This window comes from Pseudomonas sp. R19M (assembly GCF_050312585.1).
In the GTDB taxonomy this organism is placed as follows: domain Bacteria; phylum Pseudomonadota; class Gammaproteobacteria; order Pseudomonadales; family Pseudomonadaceae; genus Aquipseudomonas; species Aquipseudomonas palleroniana.
The window spans coordinates 162,919-178,897 of record NZ_JBNPJV010000107.1 but is presented as its reverse complement, the minus strand read 5'-3'; the positions used below and the strand labels follow the sequence as shown (position 1 = coordinate 178,897).

Sequence of the window (15,979 nt, the reverse complement as noted above, 5' to 3'; positions counted from 1 at the left end):
GCCGAATTCAGCCGCAAACTTCAGTTACCAGTTTTGCCAGGTCTTCGGCATGGCCGCGGACCTGATTTTCATCGTCACCCTCGACCATAACGCGCACCAGAGGCTCTGTGCCGGACTTACGCAGCAGCACACGGCCACGCCCCGCCATCGCCAGGGTCACGCGCTCGCAAGCCTCCTTGACAGAAGGGTGTTCGATTGGGTTTTCACCCCCAGCGAAACGCACATTGAGCAAAACCTGCGGGCACTTGCGCAGAGCCTGACGCGCTTGAGCCAGGCTCTCATCACGACGGCGCAGGGACAGCAAAACCTGCAAGGCCGCAATAATCGCATCACCCGTGGTGGTGTGATGGAAGCAGACCACGTGCCCGGAGTTCTCACCACCCACCTGCCAGTTGCGCTCAAGCAACTCGGCGATGACATAGCGATCCCCCACGTTGGCCCGCACGAAGGGAATTCCCAGATCCGCCAGTGCCAATTCCAAGCCAAGGTTGCTCATCAGCGTACCGACGACCCCCCCTTGCAGCTTATTACGCTCATGCAGGTCGCGAGCAATGATGAACAACAGGTCATCACCATCGACCACCGCACCGGTGTGGTCCACCATCAGAACCCGGTCGCCATCACCGTCAAAAGCGATCCCCAGGTCAGCATGCTCCGCAAGAACTGCGGCCTGCAGCTGTCCCATGTGGGTGGAGCCACAGTTTTCATTGATGTTCAAACCGTTGGGCTGGGCCGACAGCACCGTCACATCAGCGCCCAACTCCTTGAACACGCTTGGCGCTACCTTATAGGTAGCCCCATGAGCGCAGTCCACAACAATCTTCAGCCCAGCGAAATTGGTACTGGTGGGTACGCTGCTCTTGCAAAACTCGATGTAACGGCCGGAGGCGTCGTTGATACGCGATACCTTACCCAGCTTGCTGGATTCGACCACCGTCATTGGCGCGTCCAGCAACTCTTCAATCATCAACTCGATCTCGTCCGGCAGCTTCGTGCCCTGCCCCGAGAAAAACTTGATGCCATTGTCATCATGAGGATTGTGCGAGGCGCTGATCACGATACCGGCTTCAGCGTGAAATGTACGCGTCAGGTAAGCGATTGCCGGTGTCGGCATAGGCCCCAGCAACATCACATCGGCACCTGCGGCGGACAAACCGGCCTCCAGTGCAGACTCAAACATGTAGCCCGAAATACGGGTGTCCTTGCCTACCAAGATGCGGCACGCGCCCATGCTACGGAACGCCATACCTGCCGCCCAACCTAGCTTCAGCATAAAGTCAGGAGTAATAGGGAATTCGCCGACACGACCACGAATGCCGTCGGTGCCAAAATACTTTTTAGTCATAAATACTCCATCATTCTTATTTGGCGGACTCTACAGCCTCGATCATGCGCACCACATCGACAGTCTCTGCGACGTCATGCACACGCAAAATACGCGCGCCCTTGGCCACTGCGAGCGCTGCAAGCGCAAGACCGCCATATAGCCGCTCGCCCACCGGGCGATTCAAGGCCAGCCCTATCATGCTCTTACGCGAAACACCGACCAACAAAGGCCGACCCAGCACATGCAAGGATTCCATGTGCTTAAACAGACTCAAATTGTGCTGTAACGTTTTGGCAAAACCAAAACCGGGGTCAAGGATGATCTTCTCGGCTGCAATGCCCACAGTGGCACATTGAGCAATACGCTCAGCAAGAAACCCACTGACCTCACCGACCAAGTCATTGTAATGAGGACTGTCCTGCATATTGCCGGGCTCCCCCAGCATATGCATCAAGCAGACCGGCAAACCGGTCGCCGCTGCCGCATCCAGTGCGCCATCCCGCTGAAGAGATCGCACATCATTGATCAGCCCCGCCCCTAAACGCGCCGTTTCGCGCATCACAGCCGGGGTCGATGTATCGACCGAGATGATCACATCCAGCTCACGTGCAATACGCTCGACGATCGGCGCCACCCGCTCCAACTCCTCCAATGGAGAAACCACGCGAGCACCAGGCCGAGTCGACTCACCGCCGACATCGATCAGCGTCGCCCCCGCAACCACCATTGCCTCAGCGTGACGCAATGCAGCATCCGACTGGCAGAAGCGGCCGCCATCGGAAAAGGAGTCGGGGGTTACGTTAAGAATACCCATCACATGAGTATGGGCCAAATCAAGAACCCGGCTGCCGCAAGGCAACCGGGTGGTAGAGGACAACGCAGAAGTCATTTCAAACCTTAGTGGTCAGCTGCCGGGCCGCCGATCGGGGTTTCAGGGCGCTCATTCTGTACCACTGGCGGGGTGCCCGAGGTACCCGAACCACCCTCCCAATCACGAGGCTCACGCGGTGCGCGCCCGGCCATGATGTCGTCGATCTGGTCGGCATCAATGGTTTCATACTTCATCAGCGCATCAGCCATCGCATCCAGCTTGTCGCGATTGTCGGTCAGGATCTGCTTGGCCGTGCCATAGCACTGGTCGATGATGCTGCGCACTTCGGAGTCGATCAGCTTGGCTGTCTCGCCGGAGAAGCTGGCATTCTGACCACCACCGCCACGTCCCAGGAACACTTCGCCTTCTTCCTCGGCGTACATCAATGGGCCGAGTTTTTCCGACAAGCCCCACTTGGTCACCATGTTCCGCGCAATCTGGCTGGCACGCATGATGTCGTTGGAGGCGCCGGTGGTTACACCATCGAAACCAAGGGTCATTTCCTCAGCGATCCGACCACCGTACAGCGAGCAGATCTGGCTGATCAACGCACGCTTGGAGAGGCTGTAACGATCCTCTTCCGGCAGGAACATGGTGACACCCAGCGCTCGGCCACGAGGAATGATCGATACCTTGTAGACCGGGTCGTGCTCAGGCACAACGCGACCGACAATGGCGTGACCGGCTTCGTGATAGGCCGTGTTCTGCTTCTCTTTTTCGGACATGACCATGGTTTTGCGCTCTGCGCCCATCATGATCTTGTCTTTCGCCAGTTCGAACTCTTTCATTTCGACGATGCGCTTGCCGGTACGAGCCGCGAACAACGACGCCTCGTTCACCAGGTTGGCCAAGTCAGCACCGGAGAAGCCTGGAGTACCACGGGCAATCACCGCCGGAGCGACGTCATCGCCCATCGGTACTTTGCGCATGTGCACTTTAAGGATCTGCTCGCGGCCACGGATATCCGGCAGACCGACGACAACCTGACGGTCGAAACGCCCCGGACGCAACAGCGCAGGGTCCAGCACGTCCGGACGGTTGGTCGCGGCAATGACGATGATGCCGTCATTCATCTCAAAGCCATCCATCTCAACCAGCAACTGGTTGAGTGTCTGCTCACGCTCATCATGACCGCCGCCCATGCCGGCACCACGATGGCGACCAACGGCGTCGATTTCGTCGATAAAGATGATGCATGGCGCGTGCTTCTTAGCCTGCTCGAACATATCGCGAACACGGCTGGCACCGACACCGACGAACATTTCGACGAAGTCGGAACCGGAAATGGTGAAGAACGGCACCTTCGCCTCGCCGGCAATCGCCTTGGCGAGCAAGGTTTTACCGGTACCTGGAGGACCTACCATCAGCACGCCACGAGGGATGCGACCACCCAGGCGCTGGAACTTGCCCGGATCACGCAGGAACTCGACCAGCTCACCGACTTCTTCCTTGGCTTCATCGCAACCGGCAACGTCAGCCAGCGTGGTTTTCACTTGGTCCTCGGAGAGCAGGCGCGCCTTGCTCTTGCCGAAGCTCATCGGCCCGCCCTTGCCTCCCGCGCCACCTTGCATCTGGCGCATGAAGAACATGAACACGGCGATAATCACCAGGATCGGGAAGCTCGCCACCAGGAGTTGAGTCCAGATGCTCTGCTGTTCAGGCTGCTTGCCTTCGACAACCACGTGGTTATCCACCAGGTCGCCGATCAGACCGTTATCCTGAATGGCCGGACGAATGGTCTTGAAGCTGTCGCCATCGTTGCGCTTGCCGGTGATCACGTAGCCATCAACCGCCACGCGCTCGACCTTGCCATCCTTAACTTGCTGGATGAAGTCGGAATAGTTGAGGGTCTGCGGCTCGTTAGGGCTGGAGAAGTTGTTCATCACCGTCACCAGGACAGCCGCGATGATCAACCACAGGATCAGATTCTTTGCCATATCGTTCAATTAACTACCCTCTGAAGCAAGCTCCGCTACTGGCGCGCGCTTCGCATGATATTCACCGGCCTAACTTACTACATTACCTACAACTCTGGCAGGCGCCGTCTGTAACCCTTTGTGAAACTTTGACTACACAATATTCGTAAAGCTTCGTGACGAAAGCGATATAAAAAAACCTATCGGCTCTCTTAAAAACCTCAAAGACGCTCATCACTGGCGGCGCCTTCGATACCGCGGAACCCCCGCGCCAACAGATACTGCTCGCGAGATCGGTCCCGGGAGGAGTCTGGTTTGCGCATCTGCACCTTGTCGAACAGCTTGCGGATGTTCTTGTGGTACTCGTCGAAACCTTCACCCTGGAAAACCTTGACCAGGAAATCACCACCCGGACGCAATACCCGCCCCGCCAGGTCCAGTGCCAACTCGCAGAGAAACATGGCTCGCGGCATATCAACAGCCGGTAATCCACTCATATTGGGGGCCATGTCGGAAATCACAAGGTCTACCTGCGAATTTCCCACAGCCTCCAATATCTCGGCCAGCACGGCATCCTGGGTAAAGTCGCCATGCACGAAGGTCACATCCGGGATGCTGTCCATCTCAAGGATGTCGGAAGCGATCAACCGGCCTTGCCCACCAATCAGACGACTGGCCACCTGGGACCAGCCACCCGGGGCAGCCCCGAGGTCGATCACGCTCATGCCGGGGCGAAACAATTTGTCCTTGTCCTGGAGCTCCAGCAGCTTGTAACTGGCCCGGGAACGATAGCCATCCTTTTGCGCCTTTTTGACGTAAGGATCGTTGAAATGCTCTTGCAGCCACTTAAGGCTAGTTTTGGAACGGGCCACGGGCCACCTCGAAAAATAAAACGGGTCGTGATTAACTGGGCGGTCCCGGACTCGCTCGGGTAAACTGGCCGCCGCTTTTTTACAAGATCAGACGCAGGGGTCAGATTATGCCGCTCACTCAAGAGCAGAAGAAACAGTACAAATCCATTGGCCACCATCTGAAACCAGTTCTGATTGTGGCAGACAACGGTTTGACTGAAGGTGTGTTAGCCGAATTTGAACGCGCACTGAACGATCATGAACTGATCAAAATCAAGGTCAACATCCTTGATCGCGAAGCACGCCTGGCCGCCATTGCAGAACTGTGCAAGGTCGGTAAAGCGGACCTGGTTCAGGTCATCGGCAAGATGGCGCTGCTGTATCGCAAGAATTTCAGCGTCAACAAGCAATTGTCGAACGTTCATCGCTTCAAGTAACAAGGGTCACGGGCGCGCTTCGCGCGCCCCGCCACTCCACCCTGGCGCCGGCTGTAAAACCAGCACCAACCCGCAGAACCCTAGCACAAGATAGCTGAATAGCTGCCAGCGCAACGCTTCCGGCAACCATACATGCACCACGCAAAACATTGCGCATGCATACAGCGCCACCAACAGTAGTTGGCCGCGAATATCCCGCCATAAACTCCCCAAGCCTTCGGCCTTGATCAGCACCAGCACCTGGAGCGTCACGCACGCCGCCGCAAAATCCACCAGCAGCGCACTGAGCAATCCGTCGATCTCATCGATCAGCAACGGCGCCAGGCCAATCAGGCCCAGCACCGGTAACACGCCAACATGAAACAGCCACAGGCCACCCACCCAAAGCATCTGGGCGAGCTGCCAAAGCATGGCGCCCACACTAAATGGGCGCCGTCTTTCAGATGTGACGAACTTCAACAATCTCGTACTCGATCACGCCACTTGGCGTTTTCACAGCCACCACATCACCCTCTTCCTTGGCAATCAAGGCACGGGCAATCGGCGAACCTACAGAGATCTTGCCCTGCTTGATGTCAGCTTCGTCCTCACCCACGATGTGGTAAGTCACGCTTTCATCGGTCTCGACGTTGGCGATTTCAACGGTGGTGCCGAAGATCACCTTACCCGTATGGGGAATGGTCGTCACATCGATAACCACCGAGTTCTGAAGACGGCCTTCGATATCGCGAATACGCGCCTCGACCATACCCTGCTGCTCACGAGCAGCGTGGTATTCGGCGTTCTCTTTCAAGTCACCCAGCTCACGGGCCGTACCGATGTCCTGGCTCAGCTTCGGACGGACGACCTTGGTCAGATGGGCGTGCTCCTCTTCCAGGGCCTTGAAACCCTGGACAGTCATGGGGTATTTGGTCATGCCTTCAATCCTGCGTGTAGATCCTGCAAGCGACGCACGGTCTTTTCCGGACCGAACTTGAGCGCTTCGCAGATGGCTTCGCCAGCAGCAATAGTCGTGGTGCAGTAGATCTTGTGCTGCAAGGCGTTACGACGGATGGAGTAAGAGTCCGCGATCGACTGGCGACCTTCGGTGGTGTTGATGATCAGAGTGACTTCGTCATTCTTGATCATGTCGACTACGTGCGGACGGCCTTCCGTCACCTTGTTCACGCGACGCACTTTCAGGCCCGCAGCCTCGATCAGCTTGGCGGTCCCGGCAGTGGCCACGACTTCGAAGCCCAAGTTGATCAGATCACGGGCCACGCCTGCAACCAGTGGCTTGTCATCATCACGCACGCTGATAAACGCAGTACCGCCGGTCGGCAGCACTTCGCTGGCACCCATCTGGGCCTTGGCGAACGCCTCACCGAAGGTATCGCCCACACCCATCACTTCACCGGTGGACTTCATCTCTGGGCCCAGGATCGGGTCCACACCAGGGAATTTGGCGAATGGGAACACCGCCTCTTTCACGCTGTAGAAGTTCGGAATGATTTCCTGGGTGAAGCCGATTTCCTTCAGGGTCTTACCCGCCATCACGCGGGCAGCGATCATGGCCAGAGACACACCGATGCACTTGGAAACAAACGGTACGGTACGCGAAGCACGCGGGTTGACTTCGATGACGTAGATGTCCTCGCCTTGCAGCGCCAACTGTACGTTCATCAAGCCGACTACACCCAGCTCCAGGGCCATTTTCTTGACCTGTTCACGCATCACGTCCTGGATGTGTACCGGCAGCGAATAAGGCGGCAGCGAGCAAGCGGAGTCACCGGAGTGAACACCAGCCTGTTCGATGTGCTGCATGATCGCGCCGATCACCACGTCGGTGCCGTCGCAAACAGCGTCCACGTCCATTTCGATGGCGCAGTTGAGGAAGTGGTCCAGCAGCACCGGGCTGTCGTTGGACACTTTCACCGCATCACGCAGGTAACGCTTGAGTTCTTCTTCTTCGTAGACGATTTCCATCGCACGACCGCCCAATACGTAGGACGGACGCACCACCAGCGGGTAGCCGATCTTGCTGGCTGCACGGATCGCTTCGTCTTCGCTGCGCACAGTAGCGTTGGGTGGCTGACGCAGGTTCAGGCGCTCAACCATCTGCTGGAAGCGCTCACGGTCTTCAGCGCGGTCGATGGCATCAGGGCTGGTACCGATGATCGGCACGCCGGCAGCTTCCAGGGCACGCGCCAGCTTCAGCGGGGTTTGGCCGCCGTACTGGACGATCACGCCTTTAGGCTTCTCGACGCGCACGATTTCCAGCACGTCTTCCAGGGTCACTGGCTCGAAGTACAGGCGATCGGAGGTGTCGTAGTCGGTGGAAACGGTTTCCGGGTTGCAGTTGACCATGATGGTTTCGTAACCGTCTTCGCGCAGAGCGAGGGCGGCGTGCACGCAGCAGTAGTCGAACTCGATACCCTGGCCGATACGGTTCGGACCACCACCCAGGATCATGATCTTGTCGCGGCCCGACGGCGCGGCTTCGCACTCTTCCTCGTAGGTGGAGTACAGGTAGGCGGTGTCGGTGGAGAACTCGGCAGCACAGGTGTCAACGCGCTTGTAGACCGGGAAGATCTCCAGCTTGTGACGATGAGTGCGCAGGTTTTTCTCGGTCACACCCAGCAATTTGGCCAGGCGCTGGTCGGAGAAGCCCTTGCGCTTGAGGCGGAACATCATGTCGCGGTCGATGCTGGCCAGGCCCAAGGTCTTGACCTTCTCTTCTTCCTTGATCAGATCTTCAATCTGGACCAGGAACCAAGGGTCGATCATGTTCATGCCGAAGATGTCTTCAACGGTCATGCCGGCACGGAAGGCGTCAGCCACGTACCAGATACGCTCGGCGCCCGGCACGGTCAGCTCGCGCTTGAGCACGCTCATGCTTTCCGGGCTGGCCAGGTCGAGCTTCTCGTCCAGGCCGCAAACGCCCACTTCCAGGCCGCGCAGGGCTTTCTGCAGGGATTCCTGGAAGGTACGGCCGATGGCCATGACTTCACCCACAGACTTCATCTGAGTGGTCAGGCGCGCGTCGGCCTTGGCGAATTTTTCGAAAGCAAAACGTGGCAGCTTGGTCACGACGTAGTCGATGGACGGCTCGAAAGACGCCGGGGTCTTGCCGCCGGTGATGTCGTTCGACAACTCGTCCAGGGTGTAACCCACAGCCAGCTTGGCCGCGACCTTGGCAATCGGGAAGCCGGTGGCTTTCGAAGCCAGGGCCGACGAACGCGATACACGCGGGTTCATTTCGATCACAACCATGCGGCCGGTGTTCGGGCAGATACCGAACTGTACGTTGGAACCACCGGTTTCCACGCCGATCTCGCGCAGTACCGCCAGGGAGGCGTTACGCAGGATCTGGTATTCCTTGTCGGTCAGGGTCTGTGCCGGAGCCACGGTGATCGAGTCACCGGTGTGCACGCCCATCGGGTCGAAGTTTTCGATAGAGCAGACGATGATGCAGTTGTCCTTTTTATCGCGGACAACCTCCATCTCGTACTCTTTCCAACCGATCAGGGATTCATCGATCAGCAGCTCTTTGGTCGGCGACAGGTCCAGACCACGGGCGCAGATTTCTTCGAACTCTTCACGGTTGTAGGCGATACCGCCACCGGTGCCACCCATGGTGAAGGATGGACGGATGATGCACGGGAAACCCAGGGTCTCGAGGACCGCATTGGCTTCTTCCATGCTGTGGGCGATACCCGAACGCGGGCATGCCAGGCCGATGGACTTCATGGCCTTGTCGAAACGCGAACGGTCTTCAGCTTTGTCGATGGTGTCGGCATTGGCACCGATCATCTCTACGCCGAATTTCTCCAGGACGCCTTCGCGCTCCAGGTCCAGGGCGCAGTTCAGAGCAGTCTGGCCGCCCATGGTCGGCAACAGTGCGTCCGGACGCTCCTTCTCGATGATTTTGGCAACGGTCTGCCACTTGATCGGCTCGATGTAGGTAGCGTCGGCCATGGCCGGGTCGGTCATGATGGTGGCCGGGTTGGAGTTTACCAGGATGACGCGGTAACCCTCTTCGCGCAGTGCTTTACAAGCCTGGGCGCCGGAGTAGTCGAATTCGCAGGCCTGGCCGATCACGATCGGGCCGGCGCCGAGAATCAGGATGCTTTTTATGTCTGTACGTTTTGGCATGGGTTTGTCACTCAAATCCGCAGGTCAGTCGGCAAGCCGTCTTGAACAATCTTTGAAGCGCCTGCGGGGGCCGCCGAGGTCCGGGGCCGCCCGCAAGCCGCTCAGTCAGCGTCGCTTGGCCATCTCATTGATGAAACGGTCGAACAGCGGCGCGACGTCGTTCGGGCCCGGGCTGGCCTCAGGGTGGCCCTGGAAGCTGAACGCGCTCTTGTCGGTGCGCTCGATACCCTGCAGGGAACCGTCGAACAGCGACTTGTGAATAGCGCGGACATTGCTCGGCAAGGTTGCTTCATCCACCGCGAAACCGTGGTTCTGGCTGGTGATCATCACAACGCCAGTGTCCAGGTCTTGTACCGGGTGGTTGGCACCGTGGTGGCCGTGGCCCATTTTCAGGGTCTTGGCGCCGGAGGCCAGGGCCAGCAACTGGTGGCCCAGGCAGATGCCGAATACCGGAATCTCGGTTTCCAGCACGTCCTTGATTGCCTGGATAGCGTAGTCGCATGGCTCGGGGTCACCCGGGCCGTTGGACAGGAACACGCCATCCGGTTGCAAGGCGAGCACATCGCTGGCCGGGGTTTGCGCCGGAACCACCGTCACGCGGCAGCCGCGCTCGACCAGCATGCGCAGGATGTTGTACTTGACGCCGTAGTCGTAGGCCACTACGTGGTAAGGCAACTCAGCGGCTTCGATGGTCGCATGGTCATCAGTCTTCAAATCCCAGACCGTGGAGCGCCACTCGTACTTCTCTTTGACGCTGACGACCTTCGCCAGGTCCATGCCTTTCAGGCCAGGGAAACCTTGCGCCGCGGCAATCGCCGCCTCTTCGGAGATATTGTCACCGACCATGATGCAGCCGTTCTGCGAGCCTTTTTCACGCAGGATGCGTGTGAGGCGGCGAGTGTCGATACCGGCGATCGCCACAACGTTGTTGGCTTTCAGGTAATCGGACAGCGACATCGTGTTACGCCAGTTGCTCGCAACCAGTGGCAGGTCACGAATCACCAGACCCGCCGACCAGACACGATCAGACTCGACGTCTTCCGGTGTAGTACCGGTGTTGCCGATGTGCGGATAGGTCAGGGTAACGATCTGCTGGGCGTAGGAAGGATCAGTAAGGATTTCCTGATAGCCGGTCATGGCAGTGTTGAACACTACCTCTCCAACGGTTTGACCGTCGGCTCCAATGGCATCGCCGCGAAAAATGCTGCCATCAGCAAGGGCGAGTATGGCTGGCTTAGTCAAGAAGACCTCCCGTAAATAAAGCCTGAAAGGGCGATCGCAGGTTGTAAAAAAGCGGAGTGACGTATGGACACGTCACCCCGCTTGTTCACTGAATTATTCTGCGCGCTTTTAGTGGACACACTAAAGCTGTAGCTTACAGAAAAAGGCTTTTTTGGTCCACCGCTAATGAGCCTTAAAGGCAGGGGAATGCGACAGGACGTCGCCTAGCGGGTAAAAACGGGGCCTAAGCATAAGCTTGAGACCCCTTTTTAGCTACTGATTAGTGCAGTTCCAGCACGTCACGCATGTCGTAAAGGCCAGGCTCACGCCCTTCCAGCCAAAGCGCGGCACGTACCGCGCCCTTGGCGAACGTCATACGGCTGGACGCTTTGTGAGTGATTTCCAAGCGCTCGCCTTCAGCGGCGAACAACACAGTGTGATCTCCCACCACATCACCACCGCGAACCGTGGCAAACCCGATGGTGTCATGCGCGCGCGCACCGGTATGGCCTTCACGACCGTAAACGGCGACTTTCGACAAATCACGCCCCAACGCATCGGCAATTGCCTCACCCATACGCAGCGCGGTACCGGACGGCGCATCGATCTTGTGGCGGTGATGAGTCTCGATAATCTCGATATCCGCCTCATCACCCAGCACACGAGCCGCCAGATCCAGCAGCTTGAGCGAAAGGTTCACCCCCACGCTGAAATTGGCGGCGAAGACGATAGGAATATCCTTGCCCGCCTCCACCAACAACTGCTTCTGCTCGGCACTCAAGCCCGTGGTACCGATCACCATGGCCTTGCCGGCCTTGCGGCAGAACGCCAGGTTCTTCAGCATGACGTCCGGCAGGGTGAAATCGATCAATACGTCGAACTCGTCAGCCACCTGTTCCAGGTTGCCGGACAGCGAAACGCCGATACGCCCCAACGAGGCCAGCTCACCGGCATCCGCACCGATCAATGTGCTACCGGGGCGCACGATGGCCGCGGTCAGCCCAGAAGCCGGCGAGCGCTGCTGCACCGCCTCGACCAGCGTCTTGCCCATGCGCCCTGCAGCGCCCATTACGGCTATACGTCGCATACTCACTTCCTTACAGGTCGCCGAAGAAGCGCTTCACGCCATCGAAAAAGCCAGTGGTCTTCGGAGAGTGGGAGTGATCCCCCTCCAACGAACTGCGGAATTCTTCAAGCAATTCACGCTGACGGCGATTCAGGTTGACCGGCGTTTCCACCGCCACGCGGCACATCAGGTCACCGGCGCCACCGCCGCGCACCGGCGCAACACCTTTGCCACGGATGCGGAACTGTTTGCCGGTCTGTGTGCCTTCAGGAATCTTGAGTTTCACACGCCCATCAAGCGTCGGAATCTCGATCTCGCCACCCAAAGCCGCATCGACAAAACTGATCGGCACTTCACAGAACAGGTGCTTGCCATCACGCTGGAAGATCGAGTGCTCACGCACGTTGATCACCACGTACAAGTCCCCCGTAGGGCCGCCCTGAGTACCCGCCTCGCCCTCGCCCGACAGGCGAATACGATCACCGGTATCCACACCCGCCGGCACTTTCACCGACAGGGTCTTGTACTCTTCGACACGCCCTTCGCCGTGGCAGGAGTCGCACGGGTCGGAAATGATCTTGCCCTGGCCATGGCAGCGCGGGCAGGTCTGCTGCACCGAGAAGAAACCTTGCTGCATGCGTACCTGGCCGATACCCCCACAGGTCGGGCAAGTAATCGGCGAGGAGCCCTTCTTGGCACCCGAGCCATCACACGGCTTGCAGTTGACCAGCGTCGGCACACGAATGTTGACACTGGTACCGCGTACGGCTTCTTCCAGGTTCAGTTCCAGGGTGTAGCGCAGATCGCTGCCGCGCTGGGCACCGCCACGCTGGCCACCACGACCACCACCAAAGAAGTCGCTGAAGACATCGCCGAAGATATCGGAGAAGTTCTGACCACCAAAACCGGCGCCACCACCGCCCATGCTCGGATCGACGCCGGCATGGCCGTACTGGTCGTAGGCCGCACGCTTGTTAGGATCAGATAGGCATTCGTAGGCTTCGTTGGCCTCTTTGAACAGTTCTTCGGATTCCTTGCTATCCGGATTACGGTCCGGGTGATGCTTCATCGCCAGGCGACGGTAGGCCTTCTTCAGGTCCGACTCGCTGGAGCTGCGCTCCACACCCAATACTTCGTAATAGTCACGCTTTGCCATAAGTCTTTGCACTCTTAAGGACGTTCAGCCAGACCCTCCTGAGCCTTGCCAAACTCGTTGAGCCCCAATACAGGCCCGGACCCAACTCACGTCAATTCAACGATCCTGGTCATTACTACTTTTTAACCGGAGCCCCGATCAAAAACGCGGTATTTACTGCTCGGGAAGCAGGAGCATTCCCGGTCACACCGCCAGCATCCGAACGCTGTCGCATGCTGTAAAAATTCGCGTACCCCAGACACGCCAACGCGGGAGCAAGCTCCCGCGCGGCGACATCCTACCAGTCACCGCTTGATAGCGGTCAACCGGACGACCAACTTACTTGTTGTCTTTGACTTCTTCGAACTCAGCATCGACAACGTCGTCATGCTTGGCTTCAGGCTCAGCGTGTTGCGCGCCGCCTTCAGGCTGGGCTTGTTGTTCGGCGTACATTTTCTGAGCGACTGGCGCGGAGACCTTCGACAGCTCTTCGATCTTGGCTTCGATGGCAGCCTTGTCGTCGCCTTTTACAGCGGCTTCCAGGGCAACCACGGCAGCTTCGATTGCAGTTTTCTCTTCAGCAGTCACTTTATCGCCAGCATCAGCGACCATTTTGCGGGTCGAGTGAACCAGGGCATCACCTTGGTTACGAGCACCGGCCAATTCTGCAAACTTGGCGTCCGCGTCGGCGTTGGCTTCGGCATCACGAATCATCTGTTGAATTTCTTCATCAGACAGGCCGGAGTTGGCCTTGATGGTGATCTTCTGCTCTTTGCCGGTCGCCTTGTCTTTCGCACCGACGTGCAGAATACCGTTGGCGTCGATGTCGAAAGTTACTTCGATTTGTGGCACGCCACGTGGTGCTGGTGGAATCTCGGACAGGTCGAACTTGCCCAGGGATTTGTTCTGTGCAGCCTGCTTACGCTCACCTTGCAGCACGTGAATAGTCACGGCGCCCTGGTTGTCGTCGGCAGTCGAGAACACTTGCGATTTCTTGGTAGGAATCGTGGTGTTTTTCTCGATCAGCGCAGTCATCACGCCGCCCATGGTTTCGATACCCAGGGTCAGCGGGCTGACGTCCAGCAGCAGTACGTCTTTCACGTCACCAGCCAGTACCGCGCCCTGGATAGCAGCACCCATGGCAACCGCTTCGTCCGGGTTCACGTCTTTACGTGCTTCCTTGCCGAAGAACTCGGTGACTTTCTGCTGGACCAGTGGCATACGGGTCTGACCGCCCACCAGGATCACGTCGTTGATGGAGCCAACGTCGATGCCTGCGTCTTTCAGGGCGATGCGGCAAGGTTCGATGGTGCGCTGAACCAGGTCTTCAACCAGCGCTTCCAACTTGGCGCGCGAGATCTTCACGTTCAAGTGCTTCGGACCGGTGGCGTCTGCAGTGATGTACGGCAGGTTCACGTCGGTCGACATGCTCGAGGACAGCTCGATCTTGGCTTTCTCAGCGGCTTCTTTCAGGCGCTGCATGGCCAGCGGGTCACCCTTGAGGTTCATGCCGCTTTCTTTCTTGAATTCGTCAACGAGGTAGTCGATCAGACGAATGTCAAAGTCTTCACCACCCAGGAACGTGTCACCGTTGGTGGCCAACACTTCGAACTGGTGCTCGCCGTCGACTTCCGCGATTTCGATCACGGAAACGTCGAAGGTACCGCCACCCAGGTCATAAACGATCACAGTGTGGTCGCCTTTGGCCTTGTCCATACCGTAGGCCAGAGCCGCCGCGGTAGGTTCGTTGATGATACGTTTTACGTCCAGGCCCGCGATGCGGCCGGCGTCTTTGGTCGCCTGGCGCTGGCTGTCGTTGAAGTAGGCCGGAACGGTGATCACCGCTTCAGTCACGGTTTCACCCAGGTAATCTTCGGCAGTCTTCTTCATCTTTTTCAAGACTTCAGCCGAGATTTGCGGTGGAGACGCTTTCTTTCCATTTACTTCAACCCAGGCGTCACCGTTGTCAGCCTTGGCGATTTTGTAAGGCACCATCTTGATGTCTTTCTGTACGACTTCTTCGTCGAACTTACGACCGATCAGACGTTTTACCGCATACAGCGTGTTATGCGGGTTAGTCACGGCCTGACGCTTGGCCGACTGGCCGACGAGGATTTCACCGTCGTTGGCGTATGCAATGATCGACGGCGTGGTACGCGCGCCTTCGGCGTTTTCAATGACTTTTGCAACGCCGTTTTCCAGCACGGAGACGCAGGAGTTGGTAGTCCCCAGGTCGATACCGATAATTTTGCCCATGATTTACTCTCCCGAAACTTGAATTTTGATGCCGCAGCAGTGGTGGCTAACCGCGGTAGCACTTAAACGCTTGACTTATAGATGGGGCCGTTACGACTGATTTCAAGCCTGCTCATCAATAGAAGGTGAAACGGGTGCAGGAGCCTTGCTCACCACCACCATTGCCGGGCGCAGCAAGCGACCGTTAAGCAGATAACCCTTCTGGAACACTTTCAACACACTGTTAGGCTCAAGGTCATGGCTCTCTTGCATGGCCATGGCCTGGTGATGCTCGGCGTTGAACGGCTCGCCGCCTTGTGGATCGATCGCTTCCAACTGATAACGCTTCAGGGTGTCCTGGAACATTTTCAGGGTCAGCTCGATCCCTTCACGCATCGCACGGATGTTTTCGTCGTCTGGGTTGGACAGCTCAAGACCACGTTCCAGGCTGTCGATAATCGGCAGCAAGTCGCCGGCAAATTTTTCCAGCGCGAACTTGTGAGCCTTTTCTACATCCTGCTCGGCACGGCGGCGGACGTTCTGCAGATCGGCGGCAACACGCAAAGACTGATCCTGCGCAGCGGCCAATTGCTCTTCAAGCACTTGTACACGAGTTGCCAGCTCATCGCCGCCAGCCGAATTGGCGTCTGGAGTTTGCGTATCCTGCGTCTGTTCGTCAGCCATAGATTTCTCCTTTCAAAATCATGCGCGAACTCGACTCGCGCTTCTGTTCCGGTATATGGGGTCACAATTTCCAGGTTCAAGGGCGCAGGCGTTACCAAAAGT

Annotated in this window: 13 protein-coding genes; 1 reads left to right on the top strand and 12 read right to left on the bottom strand. The window is 57.8% G+C overall.

Annotation, left to right across the window (positions count from 1 at the left end):
* Window positions 1-7: 7 nt before the first annotated feature.
* The 4 genes from glmM to rlmE form a co-directional block, all read right to left on the bottom strand.
* Window positions 8-1,345 (bottom strand): phosphoglucosamine mutase, encoded by a 1,338-nt coding sequence (gene glmM, locus ACQRBT_RS27955; RefSeq protein WP_090365786.1) that lies wholly within the window; start codon window positions 1,343-1,345, stop codon window positions 8-10.
* A gap of 16 nt (window positions 1,346-1,361) precedes the next feature.
* Window positions 1,362-2,216 (bottom strand): dihydropteroate synthase, encoded by an 855-nt coding sequence (gene folP, locus ACQRBT_RS27950; protein ID WP_412047032.1) that lies wholly within the window; start codon window positions 2,214-2,216, stop codon window positions 1,362-1,364.
* An 8-nt stretch (window positions 2,217-2,224) separates the two neighbouring features.
* Entirely contained in the window at window positions 2,225-4,135 is a 1,911-nt protein-coding gene (gene ftsH, locus ACQRBT_RS27945; RefSeq protein ID WP_060752266.1) for an ATP-dependent zinc metalloprotease FtsH, read from the bottom strand.
* Window positions 4,136-4,335: 200 nt separating this feature from the next.
* Window positions 4,336-4,986, bottom strand: a complete 651-nt coding sequence (rlmE, locus tag ACQRBT_RS27940; RefSeq protein ID WP_010206606.1) for a 23S rRNA (uridine(2552)-2'-O)-methyltransferase RlmE — start codon at window positions 4,984-4,986, stop codon at window positions 4,336-4,338.
* Window positions 4,987-5,093: 107 nt separating this feature from the next.
* Between rlmE and ACQRBT_RS27935 the strand changes: the two genes are divergently transcribed.
* On the top strand, window positions 5,094-5,402 hold the full coding sequence (locus ACQRBT_RS27935; protein ID WP_010206607.1) for a YhbY family RNA-binding protein: 309 nt from the start codon (window positions 5,094-5,096) through the stop codon (window positions 5,400-5,402).
* A gap of 6 nt (window positions 5,403-5,408) precedes the next feature.
* Here ACQRBT_RS27935 and ACQRBT_RS27930 read toward each other — a convergent pair whose 3' ends face one another.
* The 8 genes from ACQRBT_RS27930 to grpE form a co-directional block, all read right to left on the bottom strand.
* Window positions 5,409-5,813, bottom strand: a complete 405-nt coding sequence (locus ACQRBT_RS27930; RefSeq protein ID WP_060752267.1) for a hypothetical protein — start codon at window positions 5,811-5,813, stop codon at window positions 5,409-5,411.
* Between the two features lie 28 nt (window positions 5,814-5,841).
* Window positions 5,842-6,318 carry a transcription elongation factor GreA gene (gene greA / locus ACQRBT_RS27925; RefSeq protein WP_060752268.1) on the bottom strand — a complete coding sequence of 159 codons (477 nt, stop codon included), beginning with the start codon at window positions 6,316-6,318 and terminating at the stop codon, window positions 5,842-5,844.
* On the bottom strand, window positions 6,315-9,536 hold the full coding sequence (gene carB / locus ACQRBT_RS27920) for a carbamoyl-phosphate synthase large subunit (RefSeq protein ID WP_198762459.1): 3,222 nt from the start codon (window positions 9,534-9,536) through the stop codon (window positions 6,315-6,317). The genes greA and carB overlap by 4 nt, the downstream gene beginning before the upstream one ends.
* 105 nt (window positions 9,537-9,641) lie before the next feature.
* Window positions 9,642-10,778 carry a glutamine-hydrolyzing carbamoyl-phosphate synthase small subunit gene (carA, locus tag ACQRBT_RS27915; protein WP_090365778.1) on the bottom strand — a complete coding sequence of 379 codons (1,137 nt, stop codon included), beginning with the start codon at window positions 10,776-10,778 and terminating at the stop codon, window positions 9,642-9,644.
* 259 nt (window positions 10,779-11,037) lie between these two features.
* The gene (gene dapB, locus ACQRBT_RS27910) at window positions 11,038-11,844 is read right to left on the bottom strand and encodes a 4-hydroxy-tetrahydrodipicolinate reductase (RefSeq protein ID WP_060752271.1); all 807 of its coding nucleotides are present in this window, start codon (window positions 11,842-11,844) and stop codon (window positions 11,038-11,040) included.
* A 10-nt stretch (window positions 11,845-11,854) separates the two neighbouring features.
* A complete protein-coding gene (dnaJ, locus tag ACQRBT_RS27905) occupies window positions 11,855-12,979 on the bottom strand; it encodes a molecular chaperone DnaJ (protein WP_060752272.1) in 1,125 nt (374 codons plus the stop codon).
* A 318-nt stretch (window positions 12,980-13,297) separates the two neighbouring features.
* Window positions 13,298-15,214 (bottom strand): molecular chaperone DnaK, encoded by a 1,917-nt coding sequence (dnaK, locus tag ACQRBT_RS27900; protein WP_244700622.1) that lies wholly within the window; start codon window positions 15,212-15,214, stop codon window positions 13,298-13,300.
* 102 nt (window positions 15,215-15,316) lie between these two features.
* The gene (gene grpE, locus ACQRBT_RS27895; protein ID WP_244700624.1) at window positions 15,317-15,877 is read right to left on the bottom strand and encodes a nucleotide exchange factor GrpE; all 561 of its coding nucleotides are present in this window, start codon (window positions 15,875-15,877) and stop codon (window positions 15,317-15,319) included.
* Between the last annotated feature and the right edge of the window lie 102 nt (window positions 15,878-15,979).